The sequence below is a fragment of the Chryseobacterium balustinum genome, assembly GCF_900168205.1.
Classification (GTDB): domain Bacteria; phylum Bacteroidota; class Bacteroidia; order Flavobacteriales; family Weeksellaceae; genus Chryseobacterium; species Chryseobacterium balustinum.
Map to the genome: position 1 here is coordinate 46,192 of NZ_FUZE01000022.1, position 19,670 is coordinate 65,861.

The following is a 19,670-nucleotide window of genomic DNA, read 5'->3' on the forward strand; positions in this document are numbered from 1 at the left end:
TTACTCAACCGTCCCAGTCATATTTTTTTCAAAAAGGTAAATACCTTGTTTTTGTTCTAAAAATTCACGAACGAAATATGGAATTCTTACAATCTCTTTTACATGATAGGGTGCATTGCCAGGAACTTCAAACTGAGCAATCTGGTCGTTATAATTATTCATTTCGCTTCGAAAATTTAATATCCCAGCTTTTTTATCCTTTTTTCTGTAAGGACTTACAAAACTTAAATTTAATGTTTGAACTAAATTCCAAGAATTTTCAATTTTCTTTTTATTAAAATCTTTGTGCTTAAAATACAGATTAGTAAACAACACCATATCAACATTACTATACTTATCTTTACTCTGAAAAGAGTCCTTAGTAAACAATCCTTGGGACGCATAAAGATAGCCAACCCAGCTTTGCATATCTGCTGGATCATCACAACCTACAAGTAAAATATTGATTTCATTTTCGTCTGAATCAGGATTAAATTTCTGATGAGCAGACTCTAAAAAATCCTTAAGATTATTGTCCATATTTTTCAGTATTTTGTGTGGTTTTAGTGGCTCTCCTTTATTGGTCGATCCTTCATCAATAGAATTTGAAATAAACCCCATCACACCTATCATATTATCAAATCTACCTGATGACAGATATTTATAATAATCAGATTTTTGCACCTTTTCCTTATCTTCGAAAGTAGCGCACTTAACTTCTACATTATAAGTAAAGCCATGAGATTTAAATTGAACATCGATATCCTTTTTATTTTCAGGATTCACTTTTACTTCAACCTTAAAATCTTCTTTTTCACAAAAATAAGTTGCTACGGACAACTCGCAAGCTGACTGAATAAAAGCTTTTTCATCAAATTTCGCTTTGTTCAGCTGCATTTTATCATCCCAAAGTATTTTAAAATCTTTAGAAGACATGTAGTTTTTAACTTTTGAGACGGATTCCATAAATTCATCAAAATAATTATTGCCGGAATCTTTGGCAATTTGCAAATAGTGATTGTCTGAAAGCTTCAGAGTATTAAATTTTTCAATCATGTAGTTATTAGTTTATTTTGGAAATGTTCAATAATTATAAAAGGTTTTCAATGTTACGAGATACATCCGCAAATTTTCTAATATCCTTATTAAAAACCTCAATAAGTTTAGAAGTAATGGAATCCATATCCAGATAAGCAGAATTTATTTGGTTTGCCAATAAATTGACATTATTCGCTTTTTCACTTTTTTCAATGAATGGAAAAATATTTTGGGCTAGAGGACGTATATGATTTTCCACCAAAAACTTTCTACTTTTTAATGAGGTTGGTTGATCTCCCACAAAATTGAACACCTCTCTATCTTGATGAAGTTCGTTTACCCAGTTAGAATAAAAATCTTTATATCGCTCCTCTTCATGTTCATCCGTTATGCTCGAAAAAAACACGTTTGAACGAAGAAGTTGCCAAGTAGAATAAATTTGCTCTTTATCCAAATATCTTTGTCGAAAGAAATTCAGTTCATTAGTAAAATAATTTTGATAGGTACCAAAGAAATCCGAATCAATTAAAAACTGTTCAAGAACTGGAATTTTAGCAGTGTCATTTTTTGTAATATGTCTTTTAAGATCAACTAAATTGATCTTGTCGATAATATTATTATTTAATGAGGTTGGAATAACTGGATTTTTAAAATCGCCACTTTGTAAACTGGCTACAAAATCCTGTAGATTTTCTATAGTGGCTTTAACAGCTTGATTTAAATTCGGAAGCGAGTTGATAAAAAAATCAAATGCATCTTGAGCAGCATCTCTTCTTTGTTTAAAATATAATATAAAAGCGACGCTGAAACCAACTAGTCCAATGATTATAGTAGAAATTCCAATAAATATAGTCCATTGGTCTAAATTAAAATTCCAATTTTTACAAAGAACATAGTATGTATTTGTAGTATTCATAGTTAAAGTTTTTAGGGATAAAAAATAATAAAATAAAAGCACTTTTTGATTATCAATCAATACAATGGATGTGAAAATTTATTATAGTATTAATCGATAATTAGTTTTTGCAACAGAATTTTCAAGTAGCTTTAACAGACGTAATTGCTCACATCATTGCACTACCATTTAAAGGGATTAACAATAATTTTTTAATTCATCTAGAGAATTTAGTTTAATCTGTTTTAAACACTCTAACTGATGATTATTAGGAAGGTCAATTAAATCAAACTCATCTTCATTATTATTAAGTTCTATAACAGCATCATTACCGACTACAGTATGATCTTTATGCTTGTATAAAGAACATTCGCCCGCAACCACGAGCTTAAGTTTTTTAGTAGCTTCTGGAGTAATTGCAATATTAAATCCTTTGCCATTCACTCTAACACTTGGATAGAAAATACCATCAAATCCCTGTTTTATGGCGATCTCAGAAAAAATTGCGGAAATCATATAGTCATAATCAGCAGAAATATTTTCTTTTGAGAATTGCTTTGCTAAAAATGTCTGAATTTTTAAAGACTTTTGAATAATGTCAGGTACTTTATTCAAAATCTCTTGTGGAATATTTTGAGTAGCTGAATTATAAGAATATACAAGTTCTCGGGTATAACTACTTTCTTCAAAATAATTATCTTCATGAATAATTGACAATAGCTTTAAATCCTCAACAACTTGCCATTTTCCAAATGAAATTTTTTTGTACAGACTAGAAGATTTATCTCTTAGTTGCGGAATAGATTCAGTTACTCCTATAATTCTCAGATTGTCAAGTTCTCCAGGTTCGGGTTTATCCGGTACAGCCGTTGCATAGAACATTGTCTGATATGGGGTACTCGCTCTTTGATACGTTTTATTAAATTTCTGAGGTTTGTAAGAAAAGTCACCTTTTGTTCTGTATCTGATGTCCTCAGATTCATGGGGACGGGCTCTCATTACAATTTTTCCAGCATGGAAATTAACTTGCATAGAACAAATGATTCCGATTTGACTTAAGAGGTATTTTATTTCTTTTTCAGGATAAGTAGAAAGATCCAAACTCTGAAGGTCTTCTATAATTTTTTCTATTTGCATTGCTTATTAGTTTTTTGATATTTACTTTTTAGTAATTTAAATTTAGTTAATCAGGTTTTGCTGTAATGCCATCTTTAGATTCTAAAATGATTCTATATAAATCTGATGGTATATCTGGATAATCCATACTAGGACGATCTAAATCATTTTTGAAGATATTTACTAATTTGCGGGCGTTTTCTAAATCTTTCCTTTCTGGTCTGTTTAAAGTATCTTCTAAAAATTTATAGTATAGATCAACTTCTTTAATTAGTTCCTTAATATCGTGTTCTTTAGCGAATCTATAAATATATTTCCAGATTAAAAGACCATTAATAGCAATCTGGAAATTATCAATCCATATAAAAGAGTCATAGATTAGGTTATAAGCAAGATGAACGCCTGTTTTTCCATTTTCAACTAATCTTTCTGAATCATAATCTCTCGAGCTAGGAAAATATGTGTAAACTAAAGAATTAATTTCTTCGGAAACTTTTATGCTCTCGGAGCTTCTAATGGATTGAGATACAGAATACAAAAAATCTAGTACTGAATGAGCTATTTCTTCGTTTCTGTGTTTATAAAATTTGAGTAATTTCTTGAGTAATTTAATTTTTTTCTTTATAGATTTACTATTGAACTTGTCTTCTATTTTATCAATTTTCAAAATGATCAGCGCAGTTTTAACAACAGCTAAGTTAGTCTCATAATCGAAGGTTGTCTTAGAAAAATCATTTTTAATATTTAACTGCCTGTATTTATCATAAGAATTTGGAAAAAAATTTGCAATTATCGCTGCAGATTGGTTCATCGTAAGTAGCTCACTTGAAATTCTTGCATTGTCATAAATAATATATTTAAAACCTTTACTATTATTTTTTAGACTTTGGAGTTTATTCGATAGTCCTGAAGAAGCAATTGTAGAGTAAAATCCTATGAAGCCATCACAATCAAATTTCTTTACTCTGTCAGAAATATCTGGTTCATCGGTATCAGTAACCGATCTGTTTGAATGCGCTTTATGCTTGCAACTCACTAGCCACATTGTTTCAGATGTTCCGCTAAAACCTTTTTGTATTTCCTTGACCAACAAATCTTTTTTCCCGTCGGGACCTCTATCAGGTCTTTGGACTATTTCAAAACCTTTTGCTTCTAAAAATGCACATGCGAATTGTTCAAAAAAATCTTGGTATTTACCACCTTTATTTGACGGTGGAATATCAGCAAAATTAACGATCATGAATAAAATTTGTATTTCAAATATACAAATTTATCACATCCTCTAGATATCTGTGATTTTTACTATATTTACAAAAACCACAAATATGAAAACACTAAAAATCTACAGCGCAATTGCAACAATCTTAATCATTACTTTGTCTGTACTACTTTATCAAAGCTATACAAAGCTCGACACTTCTAAGGAAACATTAAAACAAAAGGAGATAGCATTGCAACAAAAAGCTAATCTATTAAAAGAAACAGAAGAGGTTTTACAACAATGTTCTGATAGGTATTATAATGAAATTACCAAATAATGTAAAATCTGAAGTTTAGATTCTAATCTGGAATATTGATGCCTTTGGCATTTTCGAATTCTTTAAAGAACTGTTCTAAGGAATATTGCTCATGTCTAAGAACATTATAAATAGTTGACATGGGAATATTATAACCTTCCGGTAATTTTAGTTTAGAAATTGTAGACGACGTTATTCCACAAAGCTTAGCATATTCATTTTGTGAAATGACTTCGCCTTTTTGGTTATGATACTCACGTAGGAATTTACTTTCGATAAAATTACACAGGTGCTTATTCACAAGTGCATTCTTATTGTTTAAAACTTCTTTATCTAGCATCAAATCTTAATCTAGATCAAAAAAATAAAATAATATAAAAAATACTGTTCGCTAAAGCGAATGATTTGCTTTTTTTTATTATATTTGGAAATGTTTACTTATTAAAGTAAATTTGCGATACTTCAAAGAAATTAATGAAGCTATTGCTTAGAATCTCGACTTGAAAACTGGTACTTTAAAAGCAGCGAGAGGATAAGTTTGCGGCTCACGACCTAGGCGTGGGTCTCTTCCTCTTATCTGTTGCACGGTATACCAGTACCTCAAGTCGGATAATGTAGAGTTCCATGCCGTCTTTTTTCAATGCTGTTCGCTCATTTCTACATTACAATCTAAGCCCTGCTTACAAAATAGTATCATGCACGATACAATAGGAGGGTACAACCTATTGAGGCAATAAAATGCCAACTTGGGACACAGATTTCATTCATATTAAATTCTTTCCGGTGCCTTGCGGTCACTGCTTGCAGAACCTCACCAGTCCTTTTTCATACCGAAGGGCATCAGGAAAGTCTTTACATTATCCACGTGAATCAACAACAGCAAAATTAAAATCAGAAGAAAAAAAAGAAAAAGCCCCTTCCCATACAGTTTGACGACATAGGGAAAGAGCTGAAATCAGTTATTTAATTAAATTAAAAACCTTTACAAATCTATGAAAAAATCCTATTACAATATAGGAGGTATTTTCTTTGGCCTTATGCTGACAACAGTAAGCATCAATATACAGGCTCAAAAACGCGCCATTTCCGGTACGGTCACTTCATCAGATAAACCCCTTGCAGGAGTTGTAATCTCTCAGGAAGGCAGTGATCAGGTAACACTTACCGGCAATAACGGAACCTACCGACTGGAGGTTAATACAGAAAATCCCATCCTATTGTTCAGACATCCTGATTATGCAGAAGTAAAAATTACAGCAAATAATCAGACCGTCGTAAATGTCAGCTTAGAACAAAAAGTAAAGGGAATCGAAGAAGTTATTCTCAACGCAGGCTACTACAAGGTTCGAGATAAAGAAAGAACCGGTAGTATCGCCAAAGTTTCAGCAAAAGATATAGAAAATCAGCCTGTTACCAATGTACTTGCCAGTGCCCAGGGTCGAATGGCAGGAGTAAGCATTACCCAAAACTCAGGAACTCCCGGAGCAGGTTTTGATATTCAGATACGAGGCAGAAACAGTCTTCGCACACGTGCGAATTCGGATACCGACGGAAACCAACCCCTATATATAGTGGATGGTGTTCCGATTGGAGGAAGTGTTACCTCAAGATATGGAGCCGGAATTTTACCGAATGCCGATATCAATCCTTTAAATGCAATCAGCCCCAACGATATTGAAAGTTTTGAAATTCTCAAGGATGCTGATGCCACCGCCATCTACGGTTCGCGTGGAGCAAATGGAGTAGTACTCATTACCACCAAAAGAGGAAAGAGAGGAAATGTTAAACTTTCCCTGAATTCTTCTTATGCTCTGAGTCAGACTTTATCCAACCTCAAGATGATGAATACAGAACAGTATATCGCCATGAGAAAACAGGCTTTTGCCAATGACAATATTTCTGTATATCCTGCCAATGCCTACGATGTGAACGGTGTTTGGGACAGCAACCGTTACACGGACTGGAGAAAAGAACTGATCGGGAATTTTTCCACTTTGTCCAACACACAGCTTTCATTAAGCGGAGGAAGTGAAACCACCAGTTTTCTCGTAAGCCTGGGGCATATGGCACAGACCACAGTATTCGGTCAGGATTTCAGGTACAGAACCAATACGGTTTCAGGAAATATCAGCCACCGCTCTCAGGACAGAAAATTCAGTTTTAATTCATCCAGTTTATTTTCATCATTAGATAATAATCTGATCAATTCTGATATCACAAGGAATGCATACAGTCTTTCTCCTAATGCACCCGCCTTATATGATGCCAATGGAAATCTGAATTGGGAAAACAATACGTTTACCAATCCTGTTGCCGCTTATGAGAATTCATATTCCAATGATAATCTTCAGTTTATGAATAATATGAGTGCGGAATATGAAGCATTTGAAAATGTCAGGATTAAGGTTAACGGAGGATTTAACTATAATACCCTTGAAGAATGGTCTTTACGTCCAAGTACGGCTTTTAATCCTTCCACTGGAGCAACTTCGCTTAATTCACAGTCTTCCAAAAGCAACATGAACCGTTTTTCTATGGTCATCGAACCACAGATCACCTGGCTGTATAAAAAAGGAAAACATCAGCTGGATATGTTGGTAGGTGGAACTTATCAGAGAGATACCAACGGATCGGGTGCTATTCAGGGAACCGGTTATGAAAGTAATTCCTTTATCAATAATATTGGAGCGGCACAGACCAAGGTTATTCTGGATCATATCACCACAGAATACCGATATGCAGCATTTTTCGGAAGGGTCAATTATCAGTTTGATAAAAAATATATTGTCAACATTACCGGAAGACGAGATGGAAGCAGCAGGTTTGGAAGCAATAACAAGTTTGCCAATTTCGGTGCGGTAGGAGCAGCATGGCTATTTTCAGAAGAGAATTTCTTGAAAGATAGTTCATGGTTGAGTTTTGGAAAACTGAGAGGAAGTTTTGGTTCCTCAGGTAGTGATAATATAGGAGATTATCAGTATCTGAATACGTTTGCAACATCAACACTGATTTATAACGGAACATCAGGACTCAGCCCAACCAAATTATTCAATCCTGATTTCAGTTGGGAAAGAACAGTGAAAATGGAGGCGGCTCTTGAACTGGGATTGTTCAAAAACAGACTGAACATGACGGCAGCATATTACAGAAACCGCTCCGGAAATCAGTTGGTAGGCTACCAGCTTCCCGCAGTCACAGGGTTCAGTTCGGTTTTAGCGAACTTGGATGCAGTTATTCAGAATACAGGCTTTGAATTTGAATTGAGAGCAGATGTTCTGAAATCTGAAAACTTCTCATGGAACAGTTCTTTTAATATAACATTTCCTCAGAATAAACTGATTTCATTTCCAGGTCTTGAAGGGTCTACCTATGCGAACAACTATATTGTTGGAGAACCCATATCAATCATTAAACTGTATCAGTTAACGGGCGTAAATCCCGCTACAGGATTATATAGCTTTACGGATTTCAACGGTGACGGAAGAATCTCATCACCGGACGACCGCCAGATTGTGGAAAATATAGGCCAGCGGTTTTTTGGAGGATTAAGCAATGAGCTGAGATACAAAAACTGGAACATATCTTTCCTGTTACAGTTTGTAAAACAAAAGAGCCGAAATTACAATTCAATTATAACATCACCGGGTATTATGACCAATCTTCCGGTGGAAGCGCTCAATGTCTGGTCTCCTCAAAATCCAAACGGACTTTATATGCCGTACAGATCTGTGAATTCATCTTCTAACAGTCTTTTTCAGACCAGCACGGCCAGTGTGTCTGACGGATCGTTTATACGCTTGAAAAATGTTCAGATCAATTATACCATTCCGATGCGCTCATCAGTATTTCGGGAAGCTAAGGTCTACTTTCAGGGACAGAATCTTCTGACATGGACGAAATATTTTGGAATTGATCCCGAATTTATATCCGTAGGTTTCTTACCGCCTCTGCGCACTTACTCATTGGGAGTACAGCTGACCCTTTAATTAAATGATTTTGAATTTGAATTTTTAAAACAAAAAGAAAATGACAACTAATATTAATAAAATAACGGCAATAGCAATACTTTACGTCCTCACTACACTGATGTCGTGCGAAAAAATGCTGGAAGTAGATCTTCCGGAAAATCAGATGCTGTCTGAAACAGTGTTTCAGGATGCCCAAACTGCTAATTCGGTACTTTCGGGGTTATACGCCGGAGTTTGGGAAGCTTCCCCGATTGCAGGAGATCAGAGCGGCAGAATTCTGAGTCTTTATACCGATGATCTGACGTATTACGCAGTCAACGCAACCAACGGGCTTCCCGAGATTTCAAACAACACATTGATAGATACCAATCAATTTGTAAGCTCAGTATGGTCTGCAGCCTATCAGAAAATATATGTCAGTAATTCGATAATCGAAGGACTGGAGAGCTCAAATTCTATATCAGCTGATGAAAAAAACAGAATGACAGGGGAAGCTTTGACCATCCGTTCTTTGCTCTTTTTTTATCTGCAGCAAATCTATGGTGATATCCCGTATCCCGTTACCACTAATTATCAGATCAATCAATCCATTGCCAAGACAAATTCTGAGGAGGTTTTACAGCGAATTGAATCAGACCTTAAAGAAGCAGTGGAACTGTTACCGGATCAATACCGTTCTGCAGAAAGGATTTTCATTAACAAAAAAACGGCTCAACTGATGCTGGCAAAAGTTCAGATGCAGAGATCAAAATATGCTGAAGCTGAAAGTACTTTAAAAGCCGTCATTCAAAGTCCTCTGTACCAGTTTCAGAATGATATTACAAAAGTTTTTCTAAAATCAGGAACTCACATCATCTGGCAACTTAAACCAAAGAATAGTGGTGATCCTGTCAGGGAAGCTACCCTCTATTATTTCGCCAATGTAGCACCTTCTTCTATGTCCCTGTCTCCGGCTCTTGTCAGTTCATTTCAGACCGGTGATCTTCGTAAACAGTATTGGATGGCGACCGTTACCGTGGCAGGAACGACTTGGTACCGTGCAGAAAAATATAAGGCAAGATCTGCTAATACAACGGAAAACTCTATTGTTTTCAGACTGGAAGAGGCTTATCTTCTTTTAGCTGAATCTTTGGCTAAACAAAATAAGACTGCGGAAGCGCTTCCTTACATCAATCCTATAAGACAGAGGGCAGTTCAACCCCTTTTGACAAGTTCAGTTTCACAGAACATTCTCCTAGATGAAATTCTGAAAGAAAACAGAAAAGAGTTTTTTACGGAAATGGGTCACCGGTTTATAGATCTGAAAAGAGCGGGGCAGTTGAATATTTTGCAAACGACTAAGCCAAATTGGAAGGACTTTCATAAAGTTTGGCCTCTGCCGCAGAAGGAACTGTTAATGAACTCCAATATGAACCCTCAAAATACAGGATACTAATGAGAACCGTTTGTCTTTTATTATGGCTTTTCTCAGGTATCCTGATCAAAGCACAGAAAACTGATGCCGAAATGGATCAATGGATGTCTCGTTTTTCAACAGCAATAGGTGGCTTGCAGGTAACAGTTGATCAACGGTTTGCCTCAGTAACGAAATATTACAGGAAGAATTCAGATACAATTCTGATTTTTGATACAAAATCAGAGAAAAAGATTGTAGATACTCTGCTAAAAAAAAGCAAAGTAACATTTCTGAATAACACTCTTTTATTTGCCGTAGGTAACAATACAGCAGAACTGATAGAGCTGCCGTCAAAAAAGAGCAAGAAGTTTGATCAAATAATTAGTGGAGAAATTCTGTCAGTATCAAAACAGGTGGTTCTCCTTGATTATGCTAAAAGTATCAATATCTATGACTATAAGGGAAAACTTCTGCATTCTTCAAAAGGAGTGCAGGATCTTATTTCGGATGGGGACGGCAGAGTATATCTGGTTTATAAAAATGGTAGCACCTCTGAAATTGCTGTATGGAATGGTAAAACTGTAAAAACGATACATACAACGAGCAATGGTATTAAATCAATAAAGTACCTGCCATCAAAAAAGTTCATTTCATTGACAGAAGAATATCGGAAAGCAGATGATTTAGAATTAAGTATTTCTTTAATCCGAACATCCGATAATTATTTCTTTAAGAAGAAGGAAATAAGTTCCGGTGGATTTGAATCAGTTAAAATATCTGAGGTTCATGATTCAGATAAGTTCCTGATTGATTTTCAGCATATCCAGCAACCACAGAAAGATAAAATGGTTGAGGTATGGTATAGTGGAGATAAACGGCTGCGGGACAAAAAAGACGGAACAAAGCATCATCGGTACTTACACTGGAACATTTCAAAAGATGAGATCATAGAAATACCGGCAGATCGTTTTTCTGATTATATCGGGATGAACGATGCCCGCTACCTTTGGGCATATCATACGGACGAAGAATTCACCTACACAGGGTATCGGAGTTTTAATGTATTCAGATATGATACACATAGTGATAAGGCTGAACGTATCTTTGACAATGTCGAAGAATTGGTCATGAGTGAGAACCGCAGATTTACACTTGCATACCGTATTGACAAAAAAATGTGGATCTTATATGACCATTTTCTTAATAAGACAAAAGACATTGAGACTACTGAAAAGCTTAGCAATCCTGTGATGATGTCTGATCAGGCAGCCTTATTTGAATGTGCAGACGGGTTGTTCAGATATGATCTGATAAAAGGCAGTTCAAAAAAAATTATTGTTTCAAAAAATTCAAAAGTGACCTTTCATAATTTACTCGGAAACATGATCTATCATTTAAGTAATTTTAAATTTGTCGAAAGAAGTGCCGATGCAACGAAACCTTTAATATTACAAGTAAAAAGAACAGATCATAATGATAACGGCTATTTCACATTTCTGAACGGAATGATAAAGAATATAATTCCTTATACTCCCAACAGAATCAAGGATTTTAAATATGACAAAAAGAAAAACAAAATATTTATTGTAGAGGAAAATTTTAATGTACCCGCTAGTCTCTATATAACTGAAAAAGGAAATCCAGAAAAAAAATTATTATACCGTATAAATTTGCATGATCAAAAAGCAAAGCTTATCAAACAGGATATTCTATCTTATAAAAATAGCGCAGGAACTTCTTTAAAAGGAATTCTTACTTATCCAGTTGATTTTGATCCCTCGAAAAAATATCCTCTCGTAGTTCATATCTACAGTTTACTCTCCGGAAGCGCAGATAAGTACCTTTACCCTGACTGGGGTAATACTGGTTTTAACAAACGTATGCTTATAGAGAATGGTTATTTTGTTTTCCAACCTGATATACTATTCGATAAGAGGGGAACAGGTATATCTGCTCTGGATTGTGTGAACAGTGGTTTAGATGAAATTGTAAATCATTCTAATGTGGATGCATCCCGTTTAGGGTTGACCGGTCATTCTTTAGGAGGATACGAAACCAATTTCATTGCAACACATTCCAAACGCTTTGCAGCATACGTTACAGGTGCATCATTAGGTGATATTCCTCACTTTTATTTTTCGTTCAGCGATCTTTTTAATGTTGCCAATTATATGCGGTTTGAAAATGGTCAGTTTGAAATGGCGGTATCCTATGCTGCTAATAAAGACCTGTATTTCCGTAACAATCCGATTAATTATGTGGAAAATGTGAGTGCACCGGTCTTGATATGGGCAGGAAAAAAGGATACTAATACTCCTTTGGATCAGCCTATGAGTTTCTTTATGGGATTGCTGCGAAATGACAAGAAGGCTGTGGTTTTACTGTATGACAAGCAGGAGCACTCTTTAAAGGATGATTCTGAGGAAATCAAAGACCTTAATAATAAGGTAATGGATTGGTGGAATTATTTTTTAAAAAAAGAGGAAAATATTGACTGGATTAGTCAGGAAATAAAAAGGGACGCTCAATAGCGTCCCTCCTTTTTCTAATTAGGAATCTCAAAGAGTTCACTTCCACACATGGTTCCTGAGCCTTCATTATGAAGATCAGTAGTGCCGTCAACTTCCCATTTACAGACAATACCATTATTAACATCACTACACTGTTGCTCAGCATTTTGACATTGGAACTGTCCTCCTCCTACGCTCACAATTCTGTACGCAGGTACTAAAGCTTTGTTACTCTTTTTTGCTACATTGGTAGCAAGTGCTGACCCTGTGCCCACTAATACAAGGACAACAGGAAAAAGAAATTTTTTCATAATAAAGAAATTTGATTGTGCCTACTCTTGGATACGGTTTTCGGCTACCCCGTTTTTAAAATATTTTGTCAGAGAATTTGTCAGGCGGTACTGAATGAGCTGATTTCCTGCAATGACGTACAAGTGCTTATCGGTAACTGCAAAATCTGACATCTCTGAATCTTTGTAATGATCAATGTAAATACTCCCGATATATTCCTGCTTATTGATATTGTAAACATCAATTGTTCTGCTTTCCTTCCATCTTTTGACGGGTTCATGCTGGCCTCTTAAGTAGGCAGGATTAAATAAAAGTCCGTTGAAAATTTTCGCATGGCCATTGACAAGCAATGCTGGTTTAGACATTTTAAATCTTCCGTCGGATAGGGGAGTTACCTTGATCTGGGCAGTAGTTGTTGTATCAATAGTTGATAACCTCCGTTGAAGTTCCATTGTTGAATCCATCACAAGAAACTGATTACGGTAAGCATGAATGTAAGTCACTTGAGCTGATTTTGGATTTGAAGAAAGATAACCGTCCGAATCAAATACCCCATCAGATTGTTTTTCCAGAAGTTTCGGAAATAACTGCACTTCATTTTTCCCATTGCTTCCAATCTTCAATACACCAAGTGTAAGATTTTTAGTTGTTGATGACAACGCTCTGATTGCCATCCTGTTACTGTTGATAATTTCTATCTGACTGAAAAAAGCATCCTTATAACTGATAACCTCCGTTTCAGGACGGCCTAACTGCCCTCTTGATATTACAGGCACTGTACCGTCGTATATAAAATAATTGTTACCATAGACTTTAACCTCAATCTTTCTATATGGATATTTTTTAAGATCCAGATCCATTTTTAAATTGGGACGTTTTTTAAGCGATGAGTCAACAGTCAGTAGATTTTGTGGCATGGTTCTGTTTCCAAGATATACCTTTTGATTATCAGATCCTGCAAAATAGTACGTGTTGTTTTCGAGAGCAATACTTTTTGTTTTTAGAACAGGATGCATTAAAAACCTTCGTGTAAAATTATTTTCCTTCTTAATCACATAGTCTGATCTTAAAAATAAAAAAAGAATAAGGACAGCACTTAGAATATTGGAAGTTACGAGTGATAGAATAACAGTTTTACGTGGATATTCTTTCTTTGTATATAAAAAGACAGCTACAATTCCCAGCACTACAGCACTGATATTAAAAATAAGGTGTTCTGTCCATCCCAGCTTTTCCAAAATACCTCCGCATGAACAGGGAACGAAATCACTATAATTTAAAATTAAATAGATGTAGACCGTAAACGCTGTCATCAATGCGGTTGATGAATGTAATCCCAAGAGAAATGTTTTCGGAAAAATCAGCATCAGTACGATGAGCAGTTCTGCAATAATTACTGCATATGATACAAATCCTGCATAAGCACTTAACAATGGTGACTGTCCGATCTGAACCTGGAAATTCTCAAAATCCATCATTTTACTTATACTTGCATAAATAAACAAAAGAATAAAAAAGTAGGAGATTCCGGTTACGATAAAACGAGTTGATTTTTTCATGTTTTCATATGTTATGGATTAGCATTTAGGAAAGCAACAGTTTCCAACAGGTTTTTCTTCCACAGTATGCAGGCATTACTTCTCCTTTCATAATGGTAATTGTAGTTTTAAAATTCCCCATACTTTCCCAAATGCCGCTCGCCGGACATGGTAAGCCTGTGGCAATTGATATGTAGGTATGAGGAATCATAGGTCATATTTTATTTGTTATTTTTATTTATCTGCCGCCAATTGTCACCATCTCTTACAGGTTCATCGGGTTCATCAGGCGGATCGGGATCTAAGATTTGTCCAGATCTTGCAGAATCATTTCGCATCGTAGCGTTATTACTTACAATTTCTGATGTTACACGATCTGAAGTCACGTCTTCATCTCGCTGAACACAGTTTTGTAGAAAAACTGTACATGTCACTAAGCTTAAAATTGGGATAAACTTTTTCATTTTAATAATTTAATTTGGTTATCCCGGCCGGATTATATTAGAATTCTGATGTCAAAATTATAGGGCTGGCGACCAAAAAAAAACTGTTCTGAGGTGCGATTTTAAAATTGAGACGTCTCAATTTTAAAATTGATACAAGCACAAAAACACCGTGGATGCTTATCAATCAGTAAAATGTGAGGTTTGGGTGTTTGAGGATCTTCATTTCTCCACAACCTGATTTATTTAAACACAAAATGTCTATTTTTGAAATGGTGAGGTTCTTAAAATAAGCATATGAAAAAGTACAGTTGCTTTCTCGTTCTGTTTTCTCTTCTATCACATCTACTATTTTCGCAGCAAAAAGAAGAAAACACTTACAGGGAAATCAGAAAAGGCTATGAAAAAATGGCTATCGACGACATTGATGCAATGCCGCAGGTAAGACATTATATTCAAAAAGCAATAAAAGAGAAAAATTTCCGCAAATTGATTCAGGGCTATCGTGATGCAAGGCAGTTTGATCTTCAAAACAAGATGAAGTACGCTGATAGTGCTATTCAAGTCAGTTTAAAACATGGATCTTCCGATGATATTAGTAAAGATTATTTGAGTAAGGGAATTATATATTACTTCTATCAGAAAAAATATAAGTTGGCTTTAGATGAATATCTAAAGGCCTATAAATATTCAAAGGGATCAGAAGATCAGTATAACAATTATAAAGTAATTTACCATCTGGGCATTGTAAAAGCGCACTTAGGATATTACGACGAAGCACTGGAGCATTTTAAGGAGTGCCTCACTTTCTACAGTTCAGATCACGCAGAAAACTTGCATGCCAATGAAAAGTTCAATTACAAAAGGGCGTATCTGAACAGCCTTCATCAAACGACAGTTATAAACAGATATCTGAAAAATTTTGAAAAGAGTGACAGCTTAAGTAAAATTGGATATGAAATGACTAAAAACAACAAAGACTTCAGTTTGGAAAATAGCTATTTTTTGAAATGTATGGGCATTGTTGAATTTCAGAATAAAGATTATGAAAAGTCAGAAAGATCCCTCAATGAGGCTCTTCCTATATTGCTGAAAAGAAAAGATTTTGCATGGTCTTCGGTTGTTTATTACTACTTAGGTAAAATAAATGAAGCGCAAAACGATTCTGATCATGCGATACTTAATTACTGCGAAATTGATTCAATTTTCACTAAACATCAGGTCATACTGCCCGAAGTTGTGACAAGTTATAGTTATCTCATCGGATATTACAAAAATAAAAACGTCCAAAAGCAATTATATTATACCAATCAACTGCTCAGAGCTGACAGTCTTTTGACTAAAGATTTTTCTTACCTCTCATCTACACTTCATAAAGATTATGACAGAAGAACTTTGATCGATGAAAAAGAGCAAATTTTGAGATCCGGAAATAAAAAAATAATGATTGCGCAGATTCTCATTTTTTCTGGTTCTATTATAATCATTTTTTTCACTGTACGCTTTTTCAGAGACCGAAAGATTAAAAGAAAATATGAAACTCTTCAGAAAAGAATTGCTGACGGAACCTATAACTTGAAGGATGTGGTGAAGGATATTGTAGAGGAAGATACTGAGGGGTATTTGAGAAAAACTTCAATCAGCCCTGAAATGACATTGGAAATAAGAGATAAGCTGATGAAGTTTGAAGATGAACTGCAGTTTAAAAAGAAAGGTTTAACTCAAAAAAGTATTGCTGTAAAACTGGGAACCAATTCTCATTATCTGTCGGTTTATATAAATGAAAATAAGGGTATGAATTTTAATAAGTACATGGCAGAATTGAGAATCAATTATATCACAAACCTTCTTAATACCAATAATAAATTTTTGAATTACACGATTGAAGCATTAGCTGAAGAGTGCGGAATTGCAGCAAGACAGAATTTCTCAAATCTCTTTTTTGAAATCAATGGAATTCGTCCGACTGATTATATTAAAAACAGGAAAAAAGAGCTCGGATTGTCGTAAATAATTCTTTGATTAAGGAATTTTTGTAAATTCCTGAAAAAAGGACATGGAGACAAAAACAATTTTTAGAAAAACTACGCAGCTTCTCGAAAATTTAGAGCTTAAAATCAACGAAGTTTATGACGACTCTGATAATGTAATAAGGATTTCAGAAATGTCATTAGTCATCATCGATGAATTTATTCGAAAATTAAAAGAGCTGATCATTCCGCATGAGTTTGAAAGTATAGCCGAAGAAGTATATTTTTTCAAAAAACTAAAACCTTCTTTTATATCTAAATATATTTACTATTCATCAGTACTGGAAATAGAATCACAAAAGCCAAAAGCCGGAAATAAAATATTGAAAAAGTACTACGAAGCAGAACAGGAAAAACTAAAAGTATTTTACTCAAATCATTCAGAGTTTTACAGTTATTTCACCAGGGATGCAACATATTTAGATCATAAAGTGTTTGTGCGAAATTCGTATGATTTAAAGATGAAATTATCTTTGGGGTTATACAATTTTGACAACAATTTCACAACCTCTCACGATCAGATTATATCTCAATTTGTTGCTTATGAGCAGTTAGATCAATACCTCAAGATTCAAATTGAAAATCTTTCTGAGAATTCTGCAACTAAAATTGTATCTCCATTAAACTGGTCTGCTTCAAAAGTGGGACTCATTGAACTGACCTATGCCTTGTACAAGATGAAATGTTTTAATGGAGGAAATATTGAGCTCAGTGAAGTTATTAAATTTGTGGAAAAATCTTTTGATATGGATCTGGGCAATTTTCATAAAACTATTTTTGAAATCAAGAACAGAAAACAAGGACCAACTAAGTTTCTTCAATTAATAAATGATAATTTGAATCAACATTTTATCAATATAGATAATGAATAGTTTAGATTCTTAAAGGTCTCAGAGATTAATATACCGATGAGACCTTTATACTAAATTTAGCAGTCATTTTACTAAATGCTGCAAAGTAGGATCGTTTTTAATTCGGTCCATTTCACAAACGATGATACTTAGAATATCGGCTTTTACTTTTTTGTAATTATCATCTATTACTTTTTTCATGCAGTCATTCCCATTTTCATCTTGAAAAGACAGAATTTCAGGAATTTTTAGATAATTTTTTATTTCATTTTCTACTTTAGCGTTATCTACAACAATTTCTGAATGAAAAATTTTCTGTTCGATTCTTTCATCAAAATTATCAGACACAGCCCCTACGAAAAATCCCTGAGTTAATGTTGAAATCTTTGAAGCTGGAATCAAGCTATCCAATTGGGTAGAAATGGAAGTTGAAGTGTCATTACGGTTTATAGATATACTTTGCCTTTTCTGCAAGACCTTGCCAAATCTTTCTGATAAAGTTTTTGCCGTTTCACCAACAACCTGTCCGCTAAAAATATTTCCTACTGTATTCTGAATTACTTTACTTTCTTTATCTCCATAATCTCTGCTTAGCTGTGAAAAGTCCTGAAATCCTAAACACACAGAAACTTTGTTACTTCGTGCTGTAGCGATTAAATTATCTAAACCTCTAAAATATATTGTAGGTAATTCGTCTATGATGACAGAACTTTTTAACTGACCTTTTTTATTAATAAGTTTTACAATTCTTGAGTTGTATAAACCTAAAGCAGCAGAGTAGATGTTTTGACGGTCGGGATTATTTCCTACGCATAAAATCTTTGGTTCCTTGGGATTATTGATGTCTAAAGAAAAATCATCTCCAGTCATAACCCAGTAGAGTTGTGGAGAAATCATTCTTGATAAAGGAATTTTTGCAGAAGCGATTTGCCCCTGCAATTGATCTTGTGCACCTCCCTGCCAAGCATCCATAAAAGGAGAAAGGTAGTTTTCTAATTCTGAGTAAGAGGTTAAAATAGTAAATACATCTTCATATTTTTTATTAAGAAGTTCTATTGCATGGGGAAACGTGCAATATTTACCATGTTCATATATTTTTAGAAACCAAATGATAGCTGCTAAAAGAATGATGGGGCTTTCTACGAAGAAGTCTCCCTGTTTCTGAATCCAGCTTCTGTTGAGATTAAGCATGATTGTATAAGCAGCCTCATACGCATCCGAAATATCCGTCATGAAATCGGGATTAAGAGGATTGCAGCGATGACTTTTACGGGGATCATCAAAATTGATAATATAGAATTTTGGTTTGACCTGATAATCTTTGGAGTTGTTTAAAAGATGATTATAAGCGATGGTTGACAGGTCGTCAAACTTAAAATCATAAATATACATTGCAAAACCCTTCTCAATATGCTGTTTGATATAATTGTTTACCACAGCATAAGATTTTCCTGAACCGGGTGTTCCGAGAACGATTGTTGCTCGGAAAGGATTTACTACATTAATAAAACCTTTATTCCATCTTCCTTCGTAGTAAAATTTAGTGTGAAGATTCACAGAATACTCATTGTTCATCAGTTTTGTTTCCTGCATAAAGCTTTCATTTTCATTATTGAAAACATCTCTCATTAGATTTGTTTTTAGAATACGGCTGATCCAAATACCACCAACCATTAGACAAACATATCCCACAGAGGTAGTTATTACGTAGAAGTGGATTGAATATCTAACATGAGAATTTAATAATGTACCATTAAAAAAGAAAAGTATGAGTCCAACTACCATTGTCGTAGTAATCTTTCGCCAAGTAATTTTTTCGTTTTTAACACCTTTAGTTCCCAAACAACTGAGAGCAAGTAAAGTGAGGGAAAAAGCTTTTGTAAATAAAGGATGAGAAAATAGTCCTGCGGTTTTTTGAAAATTTGATAGAATTCTATTCAGTATATTTAAAGCCAGGCCACGTTCAAGAAAAATGGAATAGCAAAACCAGTAAAAATGCATTAAGACTAGAATTATACTAACTGCCCTCATAAATCCCATGATTTTAGCTAAACCTCTTAAATCATCTTCACCTTGCATAACACTATATTTTAATTTT

Annotated in this window: 16 protein-coding genes; 6 read left to right on the forward strand and 10 right to left on the reverse strand. The window is 34.6% G+C overall.

Annotated features, from left to right (window positions below; all coding sequences use genetic code 11):
- The 4 genes from B5X64_RS18450 to B5X64_RS18465 all read right to left on the reverse strand — a co-directional run bounded on the left by B5X64_RS18450 (position 1) and on the right by B5X64_RS18465 (position 4,268).
- A complete protein-coding gene (locus B5X64_RS18450) occupies positions 1-1,035 on the reverse strand; it encodes a hypothetical protein (protein WP_079466637.1) in 1,035 nt (344 codons plus the stop codon).
- A gap of 34 nt (positions 1,036-1,069) precedes the next feature.
- Positions 1,070-1,933, reverse strand: a complete 864-nt coding sequence (locus B5X64_RS18455) for a hypothetical protein (protein ID WP_066674463.1) — start codon at positions 1,931-1,933, stop codon at positions 1,070-1,072.
- Between the two features lie 177 nt (positions 1,934-2,110).
- Positions 2,111-3,049 (reverse strand): RES domain-containing protein, encoded by a 939-nt coding sequence (locus B5X64_RS18460; protein WP_079466638.1) that lies wholly within the window; start codon positions 3,047-3,049, stop codon positions 2,111-2,113.
- A 46-nt stretch (positions 3,050-3,095) separates the two neighbouring features.
- Positions 3,096-4,268, reverse strand: a complete 1,173-nt coding sequence (locus B5X64_RS18465) for a restriction endonuclease (protein WP_066674459.1) — start codon at positions 4,266-4,268, stop codon at positions 3,096-3,098.
- 85 nt (positions 4,269-4,353) lie between these two features.
- On the opposite strand from B5X64_RS18465, the gene B5X64_RS18470 reads away from it, so the two are divergent.
- Positions 4,354-4,566: a hypothetical protein gene (locus B5X64_RS18470; protein ID WP_079466639.1), complete on the forward strand. Its 213-nt coding sequence runs from the start codon at positions 4,354-4,356 to the stop codon at positions 4,564-4,566.
- Between the two features lie 22 nt (positions 4,567-4,588).
- On the opposite strand, the gene B5X64_RS18475 is transcribed toward B5X64_RS18470, so the two are convergent.
- Positions 4,589-4,846: a helix-turn-helix domain-containing protein gene (locus tag B5X64_RS18475; RefSeq protein ID WP_139377613.1), complete on the reverse strand. Its 258-nt coding sequence runs from the start codon at positions 4,844-4,846 to the stop codon at positions 4,589-4,591.
- 691 nt (positions 4,847-5,537) lie between these two features.
- Here B5X64_RS18475 and B5X64_RS18485 point away from each other — a divergent pair.
- From B5X64_RS18485 to B5X64_RS18495, 3 genes are read left to right on the forward strand one after another with little or no spacing between them, the layout of a single operon-like run.
- Complete coding sequence (locus tag B5X64_RS18485; protein ID WP_079466640.1) at positions 5,538-8,531, forward strand: SusC/RagA family TonB-linked outer membrane protein; 2,994 nt, start codon at positions 5,538-5,540, stop codon at positions 8,529-8,531.
- A 40-nt stretch (positions 8,532-8,571) separates the two neighbouring features.
- On the forward strand, positions 8,572-9,948 hold the full coding sequence (locus tag B5X64_RS18490; RefSeq protein WP_079466641.1) for a RagB/SusD family nutrient uptake outer membrane protein: 1,377 nt from the start codon (positions 8,572-8,574) through the stop codon (positions 9,946-9,948).
- The gene (locus tag B5X64_RS18495; protein WP_079466642.1) at positions 9,948-12,440 is read left to right on the forward strand and encodes an alpha/beta hydrolase family protein; all 2,493 of its coding nucleotides are present in this window, start codon (positions 9,948-9,950) and stop codon (positions 12,438-12,440) included. The genes B5X64_RS18490 and B5X64_RS18495 overlap by 1 nt, the downstream gene beginning before the upstream one ends.
- Before the next feature lie 14 nt (positions 12,441-12,454).
- On the opposite strand, the gene B5X64_RS18500 is transcribed toward B5X64_RS18495, so the two are convergent.
- The 4 genes from B5X64_RS18500 to B5X64_RS18510 are packed head-to-tail and all read right to left on the reverse strand — an operon-like array spanning position 12,455 to position 14,712.
- Positions 12,455-12,730, reverse strand: coding sequence for a DUF6520 family protein (locus tag B5X64_RS18500; protein ID WP_079466643.1), 276 nt, complete (start codon positions 12,728-12,730; stop codon positions 12,455-12,457).
- Positions 12,731-12,751: 21 nt separating this feature from the next.
- On the reverse strand, positions 12,752-14,269 hold the full coding sequence (locus B5X64_RS18505) for a MauE/DoxX family redox-associated membrane protein (protein ID WP_079466644.1): 1,518 nt from the start codon (positions 14,267-14,269) through the stop codon (positions 12,752-12,754).
- Between the two features lie 25 nt (positions 14,270-14,294).
- A complete protein-coding gene (locus B5X64_RS22880) occupies positions 14,295-14,459 on the reverse strand; it encodes a hypothetical protein (protein ID WP_164463443.1) in 165 nt (54 codons plus the stop codon).
- A 10-nt stretch (positions 14,460-14,469) separates the two neighbouring features.
- Positions 14,470-14,712, reverse strand: coding sequence for a hypothetical protein (locus tag B5X64_RS18510; RefSeq protein WP_066674437.1), 243 nt, complete (start codon positions 14,710-14,712; stop codon positions 14,470-14,472).
- Between the two features lie 276 nt (positions 14,713-14,988).
- Here B5X64_RS18510 and B5X64_RS18515 point away from each other — a divergent pair, with 276 nt between their 5' ends.
- Both B5X64_RS18515 and B5X64_RS18520 read left to right on the forward strand, forming a co-directional pair.
- Complete coding sequence (locus B5X64_RS18515) at positions 14,989-16,701, forward strand: helix-turn-helix domain-containing protein (RefSeq protein WP_079466645.1); 1,713 nt, start codon at positions 14,989-14,991, stop codon at positions 16,699-16,701.
- A 46-nt stretch (positions 16,702-16,747) separates the two neighbouring features.
- Complete coding sequence (locus B5X64_RS18520; RefSeq protein ID WP_079466646.1) at positions 16,748-17,593, forward strand: RteC domain-containing protein; 846 nt, start codon at positions 16,748-16,750, stop codon at positions 17,591-17,593.
- Positions 17,594-17,656: 63 nt separating this feature from the next.
- Here the strand turns inward: B5X64_RS18520 and mobC are convergent, their stop codons facing one another.
- Positions 17,657-19,651, reverse strand: coding sequence for a conjugal transfer protein MobC (gene mobC / locus B5X64_RS18525; RefSeq protein ID WP_079466647.1), 1,995 nt, complete (start codon positions 19,649-19,651; stop codon positions 17,657-17,659).
- Positions 19,652-19,670: the final 19 nt, after the last annotated feature.

Bases quoted from the DNA above. Each gene is read 5' to 3' on its own strand.
- B5X64_RS18450 (WP_079466637.1), bottom strand. From the start codon at position 1,035: ATGATTGAAAAATTTAATACTCTGAAGCTTTCAGACAATCACTATTTG.
- B5X64_RS18455 (WP_066674463.1), bottom strand. From the start codon at position 1,933: ATGAATACTACAAATACATACTATGTTCTTTGTAAAAATTGGAATTTT.
- B5X64_RS18460 (WP_079466638.1), bottom strand. From the start codon at position 3,049: ATGCAAATAGAAAAAATTATAGAAGACCTTCAGAGTTTGGATCTTTCT.
- B5X64_RS18465 (WP_066674459.1), bottom strand. From the start codon at position 4,268: ATGATCGTTAATTTTGCTGATATTCCACCGTCAAATAAAGGTGGTAAA.
- B5X64_RS18470 (WP_079466639.1), top strand. From the start codon at position 4,354: ATGAAAACACTAAAAATCTACAGCGCAATTGCAACAATCTTAATCATT.
- B5X64_RS18485 (WP_079466640.1), top strand. From the start codon at position 5,538: ATGAAAAAATCCTATTACAATATAGGAGGTATTTTCTTTGGCCTTATG.
- B5X64_RS18490 (WP_079466641.1), top strand. From the start codon at position 8,572: ATGACAACTAATATTAATAAAATAACGGCAATAGCAATACTTTACGTC.
- B5X64_RS18495 (WP_079466642.1), top strand. From the start codon at position 9,948: ATGAGAACCGTTTGTCTTTTATTATGGCTTTTCTCAGGTATCCTGATC.
- B5X64_RS18500 (WP_079466643.1), bottom strand. From the start codon at position 12,730: ATGAAAAAATTTCTTTTTCCTGTTGTCCTTGTATTAGTGGGCACAGGG.
- B5X64_RS18505 (WP_079466644.1), bottom strand. From the start codon at position 14,269: ATGAAAAAATCAACTCGTTTTATCGTAACCGGAATCTCCTACTTTTTT.
- B5X64_RS22880 (WP_164463443.1), bottom strand. From the start codon at position 14,459: ATGATTCCTCATACCTACATATCAATTGCCACAGGCTTACCATGTCCG.
- B5X64_RS18510 (WP_066674437.1), bottom strand. From the start codon at position 14,712: ATGAAAAAGTTTATCCCAATTTTAAGCTTAGTGACATGTACAGTTTTT.
- B5X64_RS18515 (WP_079466645.1), top strand. From the start codon at position 14,989: ATGAAAAAGTACAGTTGCTTTCTCGTTCTGTTTTCTCTTCTATCACAT.
- B5X64_RS18520 (WP_079466646.1), top strand. From the start codon at position 16,748: ATGGAGACAAAAACAATTTTTAGAAAAACTACGCAGCTTCTCGAAAAT.
- mobC (WP_079466647.1), bottom strand. From the start codon at position 19,651: ATGCAAGGTGAAGATGATTTAAGAGGTTTAGCTAAAATCATGGGATTT.